Genomic DNA, 16,500 nt, shown 5'->3' with positions numbered 1-16,500 from the left:
ATTGTTTACATCAAAATAATCGTAAATTGGAAAACTTAAATATTTGTACTATTCTAAATACTCATTGACTGTTTATGGCAAACATAAAGAAGTGGACAAGTGCATCACTGGGAATAACCATCGAGATAGATCATGACAAATGCACTGGCGAAGGAGAATGCGTCAGAGTATGCCCAACATCAGTATACAAGATAGTGAATGGAAAATCAGTGGTGGAAAACATAGATAACTGCATACAGTGCTGCGCATGTGTAGTAGCATGCCCCACTCAAGCGATAAAACATAGCTCATGTGGTTAGGAGCAAAATAAATAAATTACACAATTATTTTTTATTTCCTAATCTTCAAATTCAATGTAAAAAATGTATAAGATAATGAAAATGATACGTTAAGATTCAATATGAAATGAATAAAGCACATGTAAATATACAAAAGATTAAATTAACCCACATTCAATCTATATTTTTAATTGGAGTTGAAGAAAGGAGATGGAGACTATACGTGGATGGGTTTTAAAGAAGAGGGAACATGGAAACATAATATTCATAGACTTGAGGAATAGGGATGGAATAACGCAATGCGTAGTTAGAAGAGGAAATGTGAGTAATGAAGACTGGAATAAAGCTGAAGAGTTAACTCAAGAATCAAGCATAATACTTAAGGGGGAATGGAGGCTTGAAGATAGAGCGCCAAAAGGTAGGGAATTCGTGGTTAATGGCATAGAGATAGTGCATCTAGCAGAAACACCATACCCACTTGGGAAGAAGGAGCACTCCCCAGAAACATTGATGGAGAAGAGGCATCTAGCCGTTAGGGGACAGAGATATCAAGCAATATTTAGGGTTAGAAGCGAAATACTTAGAGCCAGCAGAGAATACTTCATGAACAATGGATACATAGAGGTTTCACCACCAATAATAGTTACAACAGCATGTGAGGGAGGGGCAACACTATTCAAAATAGATTACTTCGACACACCAGCATATTTAACGCAGAGCTCACAACTATACCTGGAAATAATGATATTCACATATGAGAAAGTTTGGTGCTTAGCACCATCCTTCAGAGCTGAAAAATCGAGAACTAGGAGGCATCTAGCGGAATTCTGGCACCTAGAAGCTGAAGCAGCATGGATGAACCTAGATGAATTAATGAAACTAGAGGAGGAGCTAGTCTCATACATATGCCACTCAGTGGCGGAGAGATGCCCATATGAACTCAAACTCCTAAACAGAAATCCAGAAGAACTCTTGGGGATAGAGCCACCATTCAAAAGGATAAGCTACGAAGAAGCCATAGAAGAACTTAGAAAGGAGGGGGTAAACATAAATGTTGGAGATGAAATAGGTGGAGATGAAGAATACATACTAACTAAAAAGCATAACAAACCAATATTCCTAGTTGGATACCCATTGAAGTATAAGCCATTCTACGTTAAGGAATTAAAGGATAAAAGTGGTATGGGTGCAACTGTAGACCTACTTGCACCAGAAGGTTACGGTGAAATGGCCACTGGAGGGGAGAGGGAAGACAACATAGAAAAACTAATTGAAAGGATAAAGGGGGAAGGGTTTAACCCAGAAAACTATGACTGGTACCTGGATTTGAGGAGGTATGGCTCCGTACCACATGCAGGATTTGGAATGGGTATAGATAGATTGACATGGTGGATATGCAAATTAGATCACATAAGAGATGCAGTTCCATTTCCAAGACTATTCAGAACTGGCAAAATGATTTAAATTTACAGATCGAAATATATTGGCAAGCTGATTGGTAATGCAGAAAGTTGAAGCAAAAATCATAATATTCACATCAAAAATGGATATTGCCGCACAAAACATAAAAATGAGAATACTGGAGAATCATAAGTTAAGTGAGAAGAGCATTGGAGTTGAATATGCATACCATGATAGGGATATAGATGCATTGATCGTAGACATACCAGAAGACTCAATATACGCAGAGAATTTGGAGGAAAAATTCAAAGCGAAAATATTCATATTTGCATCGAGACACTCCTCAGAAAGCGGGATACCAGCACTATTAACCCACACTCCGGGAAACTGGACTGATGATACGAGTATGGGGGGGAAGCCTAGAAGCATAGCAATATCATCACCATCAACAATAAAGAGGATGTTGAAATGGCTGAATAAACTTAAAGATGAAAAGATGCTGGAAGGATATAAGGTGGGGTTGGAAGTAACCCATCATGGACCAAGCATACATAATACACCAACAATATTCGTGGAACTTGGAAGTAGGGAGGAGAATTGGAGAGATAAATCTGCAGCATACATAGTATCTGAAGCCATAATGAATGTTGCAAGGGAAATTGATGAAAAGGGAGAATTTAAGATAGCCGCTGGGTTTGGAGGCCCTCACTATGCACCATCATTCACCAAGAAAACTCTTGAAACAGAGTACGCCATTGGACACATAGTACCAGAATACGTATACGACAAAATAACTGTAAGGGAAATTGAAATGGCTGTGGAGAGGAGCGATGAGAAAGTGGAATATGCACTAATAGATTGGAAAGGGCTTAATAAGAAGCAGAGGGATATGACAATAGGATACCTTGAAAAGGTAGGTTTGAAATGGATTAAGATATAGTGGAATCAACATATAACGGCTCTTGGAACAAACTTCCTAGCAATATTGTTTGGGTAATCGTCACGATAATTTGAAACGAAATTCCCAATTAACCTCTTAACATCATCAGAAACATCAAATGTTAAGGATAGGGATATTGGTGCAACTGGTGAAGCCCAACTAGCCCCACTCAACATGAAATCCCTCAACTCATCATCACTTAGAAGTGCATCTATAGCCTCCACGGAGAGGGCGAAGAAATGCTGATCCATATATGCAACTTCAAGATACCCTATTGGAGCACCATCACCATAAATATCCCAATACTCAAAATCCCCAACACTCTTAACACCATCAACATCCAAGAGTAAAGTACCATGAAAACGCATCTTCAAATTAACCTCTGAAAATCTTGATGCTTTGAGAAATTCATCACTCTTCAAGAAGGCTGTAAACTCATTTAGGAAGTTAAACCAATCCTTAACGTTCAAAATATGTATTGTAAACATGACTAAACACTACAATTAACTATCCCACTAATGGAGAGAAAAATTTTATGTTTTAGATATTATGTTCACATCTTCCAGCAATATTGGAGGGACATGTGCACCTCCCAGCATCCTCCTAGGCTTCCCTAAAACCACATTTCCACTTAAAAGTTGGAATATATTCCCAGATATCATGGTCTCCTCAACTGCAAATTTGACCTCACCATTCTCAATGTATACACTCTGCTTAACAGTTCCAGAGAATATTCCAGATGCAGGCTCTACATTCCCACTAAACCTACCAACAAGTAGGCCTCTATCCACTTCTGAAATGAGTTCATCAATGCTCTTAACCCCCTCATTGAAAATCACATTTGAAAATGATATTGATGGCATGGAGGCATAGGATGCTCTACCAGCATTACCAGTACTCTCCCTAGACTCCTTAAATGCAGTATATGAGTCATAGAGGTAACTCTTCAAAACACCATTGGATATTATTGGAGTAACTCTCCTAGCCACACCTTCATCATCAAATCTTGATGTAGCCATCCCTCCCGGAAGAGTTCCATCATCCACAATACTAATATTACTTGAACACACTCTTTCACCAATCTTCCCAGCCCATAAGCTACTCTTCCTCTGAACCATATCAGCATTAACACTAAACCCAATTACTGGGAGCATTATGCTTGTAACCGGCATCCATTCCAGCAACACTTTACCCTTAAAGGATTCAATTTTACGTGGATTAAGAGATCTAACTGCAAGTAATGCAGCTTCACGCCCAATATCTTCAGGTTTAAATTGTGATAACATCCTAGCATTACCACTACTAGTGGCGAAGCTTGAAGTTTTACCAGCTTCAGAAGCCACACAAACAATATAACCACTTATCGCAGTCCCCTCCTCTCCAACAAGGATACCATTACTATTAGCTATAACAGTCTCCTCAACAACTGCAGATATCTTGCCATCATCACATCTAGCCCTCTTATCAGCTTCAAATATAGCTTCATACCCCCTCTTGGCGAGATCCACAAGCTGCGATTCAGAGATATTGGCAATTTCATTGCAGAAGGTGCCTTCAACTTTTGGTAGAGGCATTGGACTTGGCAGTGAAACCCAATCCTTCAATTCAGGTGAAAGCTTAGCATTCTTGAAAGCCTCTCTACAAACTTCCTCTACACTTGAGGATGTTAAGCTTGAAGCATATGAGAAGCCAACCTTCTTATTGTATATTGCTCTAATGCCTATACCAGCATGCCATTTAACCCTAACGGTTTTGAAGTCATTACGCTCCAAGAACACCTCTAAAACCTTGCTACGCTCCACGTAGGCTTCAGCTTCATTTGCACCCATATTACAAGTGATTCTAACAGCCTTCTCAGCTATCTCAAAGGTTGAAGGCATTTTGCATTCACCTCCCTCCACCCACAATTATCTTAGTCCTAAGGCTGGGTCCACCCATACCAACAAAGTTTGGTTGCTCCTTACCACACATCCCCCTCCGCAAAGCAAAATCCTTCCCAACAGCATCAACGAGACTTAAAACTTCAAAGGCATTACCGCTAATTGTAACCCCCCTATAATGCTCACCAAGCTCACCATTCTTTATCTCAACAACTTCTTGAACACCAAACATGAACTCACCAGTCGAATCAGCTTGACCACCCCTACCACCAATAAGTAGATAACCATAGTCTACATCTTCAAGCAACTCCTCAAATTCATAATTCCCAGCTTCAATGTACGTGTTCCTCATCCTAATTATTGGGTCATATTCAAAAGTCCAAGCCCTAGCATTCCCAGTGGGCTCAAAACCCATTTCATAAGCAGTCTCCCTAGAATGCAGGTATCCACTACAAACCCCCTTATCAATTATGACCGTTTTCTGCGTGGGTGTACCTTCATCATCATACATCATAGTTCCAAACCCCCTCTCAAACCTACCATCATCAACTAATGTTATCAGTGGGGAAACTATCTTCACACCAATCTTCCCAGAAAGGTAGCTTCCAGAATAAACTAGATCAGCTTCAGCAGTATGACCTACAGCTTCATGCGCCAATAAACCAACTATATCCTTATCTAAGACTACCTTATGAAAGCCCCCCTTAGGAAGCTTTGCATTCACCAACCTAACAGCACGTTTAGCTGCAATTTCAGCGGCTCCAATTAATGGTGTTTCCTCAAATATCTCCATACCAGATTGAGCTCCAACACTCTCATATCCAGTGGCAATGTTCCCAGCTTCCCTAGCAGTAACGGAACATCCACCAGAACATCTAACAATCCTCTGAATTATGAAAGAACCATCACTACTGGAGTATACATGGTAATCGTCGATAACGCCCATGCTAATGGAGTCTAAGGTTATTAGTGGGGATATGCTTCTAATGAACTTATGAACTTCAAGACACTCCTTAACCATATCCTCAACATTCAAATTCAATGGATCCTTCTTCATCGGCGTAATATATGTATCCCTAAAAGTCTTCCTATCCTTCAATTGAACCCTCCTAACACTACGCCCAATGAGAGCTTTAGCAGACTTCACTGAAGATTCAATGATGGATTTAACACCACTACTGGAGATTTCCGTTGTGGATGAAAAGCCCCACACACCATTAACAAGACTCCTAGCACAGAAACCTGAAATAGATCCTCCACCAACCCTCTCCACCTCCCCATTCCTAACGAGAACCGATAATTCACGCCTCCTATGAAACCTAATCTCAGTGAAATCCGACTCAACCCCTCCCTTGAAGGCTTCATCCATAATACTCAAAACATCACTTAACTGGGACATAACAGATCAAAACAAAATATATCCTTAAAACTAATTATAGTTAACTACACATGCATTATGGTGGGGGGACGATGAAAGGGGATGAGGAGAATGTTGTGGAAGAAGCGCTAAGTAACATGAGCTTAGGATACACATGCTCGGAATCCATTGTATTGGCCATGAGCAAACACCTAAAGATCGAAACAAATATCATCCCAAAAATAGCCACAGGATTCTCCGCAGGAATTGGTAGGATGGGGGATGTATGTGGAGCCATAAGTGGGGGAATTATGATTATCGGATTAATTTATGGTAGATCAAACCCAAATGACACGGAAAGATACGAGAAATGCATAGGAAAAGTGCAGAAACTGATAATGGAATTCAAGAATAGGAATGGGGAGATAGATTGCGAAAAACTCATAGGATTAAAGCTGAGTAGAGCTGAAGATAGGGAGAAATTTAGAGTGGAAAAAGTTAAGGAGAGGTTTTGCATGAAATTCGTTAAAGACATAATAAACATTCTAATGGGAATTCTGAATGAAGGTGAAGGCTTAAATGTTCATGGTTAGGGGGAGGATTGCTAAAAACTTCGTTGAAAGCAACAAGCTATTAACATCAATCTTCTCATTAACTCCATGAGCCAAATTCATCAACTCAACATAATTTAGATTTGGATTCATAGGTGAAAAGCCATAAACCTTAGCTCCAAGACTACGCAGAAACCTACTATCAGAAGAGCCGGGCATTACGAATGGTGCCAACTTAACATCAACTTTTGGCATTAACAGTTTTAAGGTGGACTCCATGGAATTGAAGAATTTCAAATCAATATCGGAATAGGAAGCTGGAAACCAACCTAAACTCTCAATTTCAAATCCACCAATACCAGATAATGCATCCCTAACCACAGATAAAACACACTTATCATCTTGACCAGGTAGAAGCCTACAATTCACCACCAACTCAGCATAGCTTGGAATAACATTCTCCTTCTCACCACTCTTAGCAATGGTTGGAGCAATAGTTAAACCCATGAGTGATTTGAGAAATCTAGTGATGTTAGGGTTAAATTTTGAGAGGAGAGCCATTGCCAATGGACGCATGGGTGAAAATATCATTCGTGCAATAATGGATCCAGGTAGCCCAGCAATCCCCTCAAAAACACTCTTAATGCATTCCTCCACCAAGCTAAACTTGTACGTTGGGGGTTCATACTCATAAAGCTTCTTAATGATGAGACCCATCAAGTACAATGCATTCCCAGTTGTATATGGAGTTGAAGAATGCCCACCCTTACCTGAAACCTTAATCTTAACATTGCAATACCCCTTCTCACATACATCCACCAAATAGATGATCCTACCACCCCTCCCCCTAATGGCTAAACCACCACCCTCATTTATCACATAATCAGCCTTAACCTTCTCCGGAAATTTCGATACAATCCACCCAACCCCCCTCCAGCCACCAGCCTCTTCATCCGCTGTGGAAGCAAATATCAACGTGTATTTCGGCTTAATCCCCAAACGTTTAAGCATTATTAGGGAGAAGGCTTCAGCGGTAACAAGGCTCTTGCAATCCAATGCACCCCTACCATATATCCAATCACCCTCAACATCACCGGAGAATGGATCATGACTCCAAAGTGAAGCATTAACTGCTGGGACAACATCCAAATGTGAAAGGTATAGGAGGCGTTTAGAATCATCTTCACCGGGAAGTCTTGCAATCACATTCCCCCTACCATCCCCAGACTCAATAACCTCACACTCAACCCCCTCACGGGACATGTAATCACATATATACTGAGCTAGGGGGAGCTCATTTCCAGGTGGATTAACAGTATTAAACCTAATTATGGATCTAAGGAAGGAAACTATTTCCGAAGAAGATTCATCTATAGCTTTAACCAATTCGCTATGAGACATGCTGACACCACATAAACATCTGTGGTAATCATTATATGAAGCTATTCATAGAAGTTAATGTGTATGTGGAATGAAGAAATGAAGAAACTGGAAGAGGAAATAATTGGGGAAGCCTCTATAGAAAAGGCTTTCGAACACATAAAATTCCTAGTTGAAGAAGTTGGTGAGAGAATTGCTGGAAGTATGGAAATTGAAAGGGCGGCAAAATACATAATTGAGAAACTATCCGAGTACGGCTTGAAAACTTGGATCGATAAATTCCCAATATATCACAGCTACCCAAAAGATGCATTAATGAGGGTGATAGAACCCGAACAAAGGGTTATAGAGGCAAAGCCATGTGGACATATAATGTCAACCCTAATGGAGGGAATAACTGGAGAACTAATATATGCGGGGGCTGGAGGATACGAAGATTACGAGGGAATAGATGTTAGGGGGAAGATAGTACTAGTGGAAATGAGTTGGAGTCCACCAAGACCTGAAAAAGCCAGAATAGCATATGAAAAGGGGGCAAAAGCACTTGTAATAATGAATTGGGGCTCCATGGACAACCCAGTAATACAGAAGGGGGCTGTGAAATCAGTTTGGGGGAACCCCACACCAGAAGGATGGGAGAGGATACCCAAGATAACGGTCATAAGCATAACTAGAGCTGCAGGGGAATACCTAAAAAAGCTATTGAAGGAACATGGGAAAGTGAAGGTTTGGCTTAGAGGCGCTTCAGAAAACCTATGGGTAATGGCAACACAACCCATGGCTGATCTAGGCTTGCAGAAGAAGGATTTCATAGTTGTTGGGGGACACTTGGAGGCTTGGGGTAAAACTGCAATATGCAATTCAAGTGGAAACGCGATGATGATGGAAATAGCCAGAGTACTAGCTAAACGTAAGGGGGATTTGAGGAGGAATATAATATTTGGATTCTGGGATGGACATGAAATAGCTGAAGCAGCTGGATCCGCATGGTTTGTTGACACATACTGGAACATGATAGATGAAAACTGCATTGCATACGTAAACATAGATAACCCCGGAATAATTGGAACTGAAATCCCAACGGTCAGATGCTCAATTGAATTAAAAGACTTCACATTGAAAATAGTTGAAGAAGTTTGGGGTAGGAGTGGGGTTTGGAAACAACCATACATGGGTGGAGATGAATCCTTCATGGGGATTGGAGTACCATACATATCATTCAGCACAGAATACACTGAGGAAAAGTTGAGGGAACTGAATTATGCAAGTTTAAGTCCATGGATACATAGTGAAGCAGACACCATAGACAAGTTAGACCCAGAACTCTACCAAATGCACATGAAATTCTACATAAAACTAATACTAAGATTATGCAATAAACTGATAATACCATACAATGAAGGAGAACTTGTAAAAACGCTATTAACCAACTTAAAGAATTATGATGAAACCATTAAGAAGACGACTAGTATAAGTATAGGCGATACAGTAGAGAGATGTGAAACATTGTTGAAGCTTGTGGGGAAGCTTGAGGAAGCTGCAAGGGAAATTGAGGAGGAAGGTGAAGAGAGTGGGTTCATGGAGAAAGTTGAAGTTAAAGCTGAAATAGTAAACAAAGCTCTAATGAGGATAAGCCATGAACTATCAAACATCATAATGACGGAAGCTGGAAGATACGATTACGATCCATACGGATACTACCTAACTGGAAAACCAATACCAATACTATACAAATCCGTAAACAAGATAATGGAAGTGAAGGGTAGAAGTGATGAAGTTAGACTATGGGAAACAAAGATACTTAGAGATAGGAAGAAGATTCTAGATGCATTAAACAACTCCATAAGAATTGTGGAATTATCATTAAGGGTAATTTGAAATGAAGAAGGATAAGCAGATAACGAAAGAGGAAATTAGAAACGAAATATGGAGGAAGATGACGGAAACTGGAATCGCATTATTCCCAGGGGCATATGGTAGAATACCAAACTTCATAGGAGCAGAGGAAGCTGCAAAAAATCTAATACAACTGGATTTATGGAAGAAGGCTGAAGTTGTAAAGGTAAACCCAGATTCACCCCAAAGACCCGTGAGAAGATATGCTTTAATGCATGGGAAAACCCTCATAATGCCAACACCGAGAATCTCAAATGGATTCCTAAAACTAGACCCTAAGAGGATAGATGAAAGACTCTACGACTATGCATCCACAATAAAGGGAGGCTTCCAATATGGGTTGAAGACAGATCCAAAAGACATACCAAAAATAGATCTGGTGGTTGTTGGAAGCGTAGCTGTAAATATGAATGGGGATAGAATTGGGAAGGGGGAGGGATACTCAGAAATAGAGTGGGGTTTAATGAGGGAGTATGGTAAAGTGTCGGAGGATACACCTGTAGTTACAACAGTACATGATATACAAGTTGTGGATTACGAGTTCAAAGTTGAACCATACGATGTTCCAGTGGATATGATAATAACCCCCACAAGAATAATTAAAACGAATAGGGTTAGAGAGAAGCCTAAGGGCATATACTGGGATTTAATGGAGGAAGAGAAGATTTCAAGCATACCAATATTAAAGGAGCTTTGGATGAGGAGGAATCAAATGCAATCAAACCATTCACATTTACCTCCACAATAATCTTCAAGAAGCTTCCAAGCGAAGATAATGGCATTACGTAGAGAATCCAATGGAACCCCAGGCACACCACATGAGATAAGAAGAACATTCCTAGTGGATAGGGTTATCTTTGAAAGCTCAGAATCCCTATGCGGATACAAGCCAAGTATCTTCTCATCATCAGCTAAAACCAGCTGTCTAGGGATAGGCTTAGCCTCCACATCACCAATACCCATGAAAAGCTCACCATCCCTAGACCATCTCAAAACAACTTTACCCACAACTTTATCATAATCATATGCCGCTATAGATACAACAAACATCATTGAAGCCAAATTTATAGAATCAACAGCCACATTTATCCTTGGAATAGACTTCCCCTGCAAAACCCTCCTAATTAAAGCTTCAGCAGCAGGCCTCTGCTTAGTGGGATCTATGCCAATACGCCAATAGAAATCCCTATAAGCCCTAACATTACCGTAATCTTTAAGAGCATCAAGGGATAATCTACGCCTAAAATCCTCCTCAACCCTCCTAACCTCCAAATCAAGAGATGAATTATGCTCATCAATATGCAACCCTCTAATTAAAGCTGAACATAAACGTATATCTGGAAAGACACTCTTAACCTCAGGGGAAATTACAACAGACACATCAATAAGTTAAGTTCAAATGAAAATAAATTTGTATGCACACCCCACAATAAACGTTAAATACATCGTAAAACCATCAATTAGTCTATAGTAAGGTGGAAGCAAGTTGAATAGTGGCAATAGGAATTACAAGTTGGAAGCATTATCATGGGTGGATAAACTGAGCAATGAAATACTATACATAAGCGAATACCTATATAGAAATCCAGAACTTGGAAGTGAAGAATACAAAGCATACAGCCTCCTAACACAAACCCTAGCCAAACATGGATTCAAAATCGAAGGAGAACTCCTCGGAATGAAAACAGCATTTAAAGCTTCATTCACAGGCCTCAGCGGGAAACCGAAAATAGCATTCCTAGCTGAATACGATGCACTACCTGGAGTAGGTCATGGATGCGGTCATAATGTAATAGCAGCCACAGCAGTGGGAGCCGCCATAGCAATATCAAAAATCATACCAGAAATTAATGGGGAAATAATGGTAATAGGGACGCCGGCTGAGGAAGGCAATGGACCATACGCTGGGAGCAAGATAATCATGGTTGAAAAGGGGGTATTCAAAGATATAGATGCAGTTCTAATGATGCATCCAACAGCCGGTAGATATGCAGCCACAAGAACTGAAGCCCTTGCAGTACAAAGCTTCAAAGTGGTATTTAGAGGGAGAACAGCACATGCAGCTGCAAATCCAGAAATGGGGATAAACGCATTAAACGCTGTTATGATAATGTTCAGGGGGATAGATGCCCTCAGACAGCACATTAGAAGAGATGCAAGGATACATGGGATAATAGTTAAAGGTGGAGAAGCATCAAATGTAATCCCAGATTACGCCGAAGCAAGGATAAGTATAAGAGCAGCAGACATAGATTACCTAAACATCCTCAAAGAAAAGGTATTCAATTGCATAAGGGGGGCTGCAATAATGACGGAAGCAAAATATGAGGTGGAGGAAGTAGGCCCACTATACAGGGAGAAGAGGATATACCATAAACTTGCAGACATTGTAGACAAAAACCTCGAAGAAAATGGATTCAAAGTAATGCCAATGGAAGAATATTTGAGGAGGGGGCCTGTGGCCTCAACAGACTTTGGAAACGTAACGCAAGTGGTTCCAGCAATATCAGCATCCATACCAATAACAGATCAAAATATACCAGGACATTCAAGGGAATTCGCAGAAGCAACCATGACTGAAGAGGGGAAGAGGAGGACAATACTATCAACAAAGGTTTTAGTTGGAAGCGCCATGGACTTATTACTAGACAAAAACCTACTAGAAGAAGTTAAAAGAGAGTTTAGAGGGGATTAATTTGAGTGTAAAGAGCATGAACATATTGGAATGGGAGAAGACGGAATATGGTAGGAGGAAAACATTAGCAAACATGGAAATGGGGATACCAGCAATAGTCAGATATGTGGTTATAGAGGGAGATGTAACCCCCCACTCACACCCACATGGAGAAATAATAATAGTCTTAAAAGGGGAGGGAAAAGTAGTCTTCGAAGGATGGGAGAAGGACGTGAAACCTGGAGACATAATATTAGTCCCACCAAACGTAAAACAAGGGATAAAGAGGATTGGAAAGGATAATGTGGAGGCAATAGCAATACTGCCAGGATAAAACATAAACCACACAACATTTATTAAACTTAAAACTAAACTACGTAACCAAATGGGGTAAACTGAAAATGCAAAGAGATAATCAACCATCAATAGCTGAAGTGACAAAAAGCATAATATTACAGCATCCAAGCATAATTGACTGCATGAAGATGGACATACTAAACTATTCATCACTGGCAACCCTAATAAAAAGTGAAGTTGAAAATGTATTAAAGGGGAAGAAGGTTAGAGAAGAAGCCATAAAAGTTGCACTGATAAGATTCTCACAAGAAATATCTGAAAAGTGGAAGTTAATGGAGGGGAGGATAAGCTGGCTACTAAAGAAGAGCACAGTGGAATTGAAAAGCGACATAGTAGTTGTAACAGTTAAACAAGCATTACTCGTAGATAAGCTTGGGGAATTAATGAGGATAGCATCAAAATCCAGATTCTTCCAATTAACACAAGGCACAAGAACCTTTACAATAAGCTGTGACAAAAAAGTCGTAGATGAAGTCATAAAGGAAATTGGCGGCGAGAAGAATGTGGAGAAGATGATAGATGATCAATCAGCCATAATAATAGTAAGCCCAATGGAAGTCATAGAAATACCGGGATTTGTTTCATACGTAACAACTCAATTGGCTTGGAATGGAATAAACATAACACAAATAATATCATGCCACGAAGACACCATACTAATAGTTGACAGGAAAGATGCTCAAAAAGCATATAACATAATAGAAGACATGATAATAAAGCATAGAACAAACATAACACAAGAAGGGCAAAAATGATTCAAAAAATACAAAACATATAAAATATGGAAAATAAACCCCCTAAAACGAATCATAAATGAAAGTTGTACTCGCATATTCAGGGGGATTGGACACCACAGTACTACTAAAAATATTACAAGAAAAGTATAATGCCGAAGTAATAACGTTAACACTAAACCTTGGACAAGAAAAGGATTATGAGGAAATAGAGGAAAGAGCACTGAAAGCTGGTTCAATAAAACATTACAATATAGATGCAAGAGATGAATTCGTAAATGATTATGTACTACCAGCATTAAAGGCAAATGCACTATACCAACAGAAGTATCCAGTATCAAGCGCAATATCAAGACCACTAATAGCAAAGAAGCTTGTGGAAGTAGCGGAAAGGGAGGGGGCTGATGCCGTAGCCCATGGATGCACAGGTAAAGGGAATGATCAAGTAAGATTTGATGTAACAATAAAAGCCATAAACCCAAACATAAAGGTAATAGCTCCAGTAAGGGAGCTGGGGCTGACGAGGGATTGGGAAATAGAATATGCAAAAAAGAAGGGGCTACCAGTAAAGATTAGCGAAAGCCCATACAGCATAGATGAAAACCTATGGGGTAGAAGCATAGAATGCGGAGTACTCGAAGACCCATACCAAGAACCACCAGAAGAAATATTCAAAATAACAGTAAACCCAAAGAACGCCCCAGAAAACCCGGAAATAATAGAGATAACATTCAACAATGGAATACCCACAAAGATAAATGGGGAAACCATGAAACCAAAGGAACTAATAATGAAATTAAATGAGATTGGTGGAAGACATGGTGTTGGTAGGATAGATCACATAGAAGATAGAGTTGTGGGGTTAAAGTCTAGGGAGGTATACGAAGCACCAGCAGCACTAATAGCGATAGAAGCCCACAAAGACCTTGAAAAGATGACCCTAACAACACAAGAACTACAATTCAAAAAGTTGGTTGATGATGAATGGACAAACCTAGTATACGCTGGATTATGGATGAACCCCCTCAGAAAAGCTCTGGAAGCCTTCATAAACGAGACACAGAAAAGGGTGAATGGAGAAGTTAAAGTGAAGCTATACAAGGGTGGAATGATATGTGTAGGTAGAAGATCAGAGTACAGCATATACAGCAAGGAACTGGCAACATATGAAGCTTGGAGCAAATTCAACCAGAAAATGGCTGAAGGGTTCATAGAGATTTGGGGCATGCAAACAGTAATTGCAAATAAAAAGTTAAAGATTCATGGAGGTTCATAGAGCAGAATGTATAGAAGGGGGCTCCTTGGAAAACATGAAGAATGGCTGATGAAATATGAAAGCTCAATGGAAGAAGATGCTGAAATAACATTAGAAGTAATCACAGCCCTAAAAGTTCATGTGGAAGAATTAATGGAGCAGAATTTAATTGGTAAGGAGCAGGGGGATAGAATAATAAAAGCACTAGACGAAATAATGAAGAACCCGCAAAAAATATTTGATCTAAAAGATTATGCAGAAGACATTCATGAAGCAATAGAAATTGCATTAGAAAGGGAGATTGGAGAAGAAGCCAAATTGATAGGCCTTGGAAAAAGTAGAAACGACCATGTAGCCACAGCAATAAGACTACATTTGAAAAGGGAGATCTCTGAAATAATAGAAGAGATTAGGAAATTCAGGAAGACGTTAATAGAAAGAGCTGAAGAATACGTAGATATGATAATGCCAAGCTTCACACACCTACAATCCGCCCAGCCCACAACACTGGCACACTACCTATTATACATAGAGGAAGAAATGGAGGGATATGAGGATCTCCTAAACTACATTAACAGCAAAGTGATAGATGAATCCCCACTGGGGGCAGGAGCCATAGCTGGAAGCATAGTGACTATAGATAGAGATAGGATGACGAAAAAGCTTGGAATGAGTAAAACCATAGTAAACACCATTAGAGCCACTGGTAGTAGGAGCTTCATTATGATCACATCATCAATACTAACAGCACTACAAGTAACATTGAGTAGAATAGCAGAAGACTTCGTAATATGGTCAACCAACCAATTCAACTACATACAACTCCCAGAAAGCCATCTCGCAACAAGTAGCATAATGCCCCACAAGAAGAATCCAGTAACCATGGAAGTATTAAGAGCACAAGCAGGAGAAACCATTGGGGAAAACACAGCCATAATGGCGATAATTAAGGGGGTACCATCAGGATACAACCTAGACCTACAAGAAGTAACTAAACACCTATGGAATATAACAAAAATGGTTAAAGATTCAATAAGAGTTATTGAAGACGCCATAAGAAGAATGAAGGTAAACGATAGAAGAACAAGGCAAGATGTGGAGAACAACCCAGTAATAGCAGCCGAAATAGCTGAATTAATATCTGTGAAATGTGGAATACCATATAGGAAAGTCCATCAAATGATGGCTAAAGCATTAAGGGAAACGGACAACGACATACAAGAAGCTTTAAGCATCCTCAAAAAGGAATTGGGTGTAAATATAAACGTACCAGTGAGAGTTCAAGAATATTTAAAGCTGAAGAAGAATCTTGGATCTCCAAACCCAGACCATATTAGGAGCTTAATTTTGGAAAGGAAGAGGAGTCTCATGACAGTATAGAGGTTATGGAAATCATGTAATGGATGAACGGTACCTATAAATATACTCGTTATATCTCCTATCAAGCTTCAATAAATCCATCAAAGAACCATAATCAACTATGGATATTAAGATGTCGGGAACACTATCACCAATCAACTGACTCCTCAACCTCTCTTCACAAACAACCACACCAGAAGATTCCAAAACCCTCAAAGCATCTCTAACACTATCATCATCAACACATGCATCACCCAATGTAGACCTAAATGCATTAACCTCAGCCACAAGCTCACTAAACCAAAGTCTACCCATACAGAAACCTAAAACCCTAAGAACATCCCCCACAAGCATATCCCTACCTTCAAATAGGAATTCCCTCAAAGATTACACCAATAAAACTATGGTAACAGTTATATTTGAATTAATCCATTAAAT

The 16,500-nt window shown here is 39.7% G+C and carries 17 protein-coding genes; 11 read left to right on the top strand and 6 right to left on the bottom strand.

Annotated elements, in window-relative coordinates; translation table 11 throughout:
* The first annotated feature begins 74 nt into the window (after positions 1-74).
* From MRT15_RS12515 to MRT15_RS01505, 3 genes are all read left to right on the top strand, one after another.
* Positions 75-299 carry an ATP-binding protein gene (locus MRT15_RS12515; protein ID WP_369684933.1) on the top strand — a complete coding sequence of 75 codons (225 nt, stop codon included), beginning with the start codon at positions 75-77 and terminating at the stop codon, positions 297-299.
* A 189-nt stretch (positions 300-488) separates the two neighbouring features.
* A complete protein-coding gene (gene asnS / locus MRT15_RS01510) occupies positions 489-1,742 on the top strand; it encodes an asparagine--tRNA ligase (RefSeq protein ID WP_304327242.1) in 1,254 nt (417 codons plus the stop codon).
* 37 nt (positions 1,743-1,779) lie between these two features.
* On the top strand, positions 1,780-2,619 hold the full coding sequence (locus MRT15_RS01505) for a D-aminoacyl-tRNA deacylase (RefSeq protein WP_304327240.1): 840 nt from the start codon (positions 1,780-1,782) through the stop codon (positions 2,617-2,619).
* Positions 2,620-2,624: 5 nt separating this feature from the next.
* On the opposite strand, the gene MRT15_RS01500 is transcribed toward MRT15_RS01505, so the two are convergent.
* Genes MRT15_RS01500 through MRT15_RS01490 form a run of 3 tightly spaced genes read right to left on the bottom strand, consistent with a single transcriptional unit; the run spans position 2,625 to position 5,898 of the window.
* The gene (locus tag MRT15_RS01500) at positions 2,625-3,107 is read right to left on the bottom strand and encodes a hypothetical protein (RefSeq protein WP_304327238.1); all 483 of its coding nucleotides are present in this window, start codon (positions 3,105-3,107) and stop codon (positions 2,625-2,627) included.
* A 45-nt stretch (positions 3,108-3,152) separates the two neighbouring features.
* Positions 3,153-4,499 (bottom strand): TldD/PmbA family protein, encoded by a 1,347-nt coding sequence (locus MRT15_RS01495; RefSeq protein WP_304327236.1) that lies wholly within the window; start codon positions 4,497-4,499, stop codon positions 3,153-3,155.
* A gap of 7 nt (positions 4,500-4,506) precedes the next feature.
* Positions 4,507-5,898: a TldD/PmbA family protein gene (locus tag MRT15_RS01490; RefSeq protein WP_304327235.1), complete on the bottom strand. Its 1,392-nt coding sequence runs from the start codon at positions 5,896-5,898 to the stop codon at positions 4,507-4,509.
* 71 nt (positions 5,899-5,969) lie between these two features.
* Between MRT15_RS01490 and MRT15_RS01485 the strand changes: the two genes are divergently transcribed.
* Positions 5,970-6,449: a C-GCAxxG-C-C family protein gene (locus MRT15_RS01485; RefSeq protein WP_304327234.1), complete on the top strand. Its 480-nt coding sequence runs from the start codon at positions 5,970-5,972 to the stop codon at positions 6,447-6,449.
* On the opposite strand, the gene MRT15_RS01480 is transcribed toward MRT15_RS01485, so the two are convergent.
* On the bottom strand, positions 6,432-7,808 hold the full coding sequence (locus MRT15_RS01480; RefSeq protein ID WP_304327232.1) for a M20/M25/M40 family metallo-hydrolase: 1,377 nt from the start codon (positions 7,806-7,808) through the stop codon (positions 6,432-6,434). The two genes, MRT15_RS01485 and MRT15_RS01480, sit on opposite strands and share 18 nt — an antisense overlap.
* Before the next feature lie 78 nt (positions 7,809-7,886).
* Here MRT15_RS01480 and MRT15_RS01475 point away from each other — a divergent pair, with 78 nt between their 5' ends.
* Both MRT15_RS01475 and MRT15_RS01470 read left to right on the top strand, forming a co-directional pair.
* Positions 7,887-9,665 (top strand): M28 family peptidase, encoded by a 1,779-nt coding sequence (locus MRT15_RS01475; RefSeq protein WP_304327230.1) that lies wholly within the window; start codon positions 7,887-7,889, stop codon positions 9,663-9,665.
* Position 9,666: 1 nt separating this feature from the next.
* Positions 9,667-10,431 carry a 5-formyltetrahydrofolate cyclo-ligase gene (locus MRT15_RS01470; RefSeq protein ID WP_304327228.1) on the top strand — a complete coding sequence of 255 codons (765 nt, stop codon included), beginning with the start codon at positions 9,667-9,669 and terminating at the stop codon, positions 10,429-10,431.
* Here the strand turns inward: MRT15_RS01470 and MRT15_RS01465 are convergent.
* Entirely contained in the window at positions 10,392-11,063 is a 672-nt protein-coding gene (locus MRT15_RS01465; RefSeq protein ID WP_304327226.1) for a B3/4 domain-containing protein, read from the bottom strand. The genes MRT15_RS01470 and MRT15_RS01465 overlap by 40 nt on opposite strands.
* A 106-nt stretch (positions 11,064-11,169) precedes the next feature.
* Here MRT15_RS01465 and MRT15_RS01460 point away from each other — a divergent pair, with 106 nt between their 5' ends.
* From MRT15_RS01460 to argH, 5 genes are all read left to right on the top strand, one after another.
* Positions 11,170-12,378, top strand: coding sequence for a M20 family metallopeptidase (locus tag MRT15_RS01460; RefSeq protein WP_304327224.1), 1,209 nt, complete (start codon positions 11,170-11,172; stop codon positions 12,376-12,378).
* 1 nt (position 12,379) lies between these two features.
* Positions 12,380-12,691, top strand: a complete 312-nt coding sequence (locus MRT15_RS01455; RefSeq protein ID WP_304327222.1) for a cupin domain-containing protein — start codon at positions 12,380-12,382, stop codon at positions 12,689-12,691.
* A 67-nt stretch (positions 12,692-12,758) separates the two neighbouring features.
* Positions 12,759-13,469 carry an ACT domain-containing protein gene (locus MRT15_RS01450; RefSeq protein ID WP_304327220.1) on the top strand — a complete coding sequence of 237 codons (711 nt, stop codon included), beginning with the start codon at positions 12,759-12,761 and terminating at the stop codon, positions 13,467-13,469.
* A gap of 58 nt (positions 13,470-13,527) precedes the next feature.
* Complete coding sequence (locus tag MRT15_RS01445; protein ID WP_304327218.1) at positions 13,528-14,724, top strand: argininosuccinate synthase; 1,197 nt, start codon at positions 13,528-13,530, stop codon at positions 14,722-14,724.
* 6 nt (positions 14,725-14,730) lie between these two features.
* Positions 14,731-16,083 (top strand): argininosuccinate lyase, encoded by a 1,353-nt coding sequence (argH, locus tag MRT15_RS01440; protein WP_304327216.1) that lies wholly within the window; start codon positions 14,731-14,733, stop codon positions 16,081-16,083.
* A gap of 12 nt (positions 16,084-16,095) precedes the next feature.
* Here the strand turns inward: argH and MRT15_RS01435 are convergent, their stop codons facing one another.
* The gene (locus MRT15_RS01435; protein WP_304327215.1) at positions 16,096-16,446 is read right to left on the bottom strand and encodes a hypothetical protein; all 351 of its coding nucleotides are present in this window, start codon (positions 16,444-16,446) and stop codon (positions 16,096-16,098) included.
* Positions 16,447-16,500 lie beyond the last annotated feature (54 nt).

Source organism: Candidatus Culexarchaeum yellowstonense (assembly GCF_024707025.1).
Classification (GTDB): Archaea; Thermoproteota; Methanomethylicia; order Culexarchaeales; family Culexarchaeaceae; genus Culexarchaeum.
The sequence above is the reverse complement of the archived record's forward strand: the minus strand, read 5'-3'. Positions and strand labels throughout refer to the sequence as shown.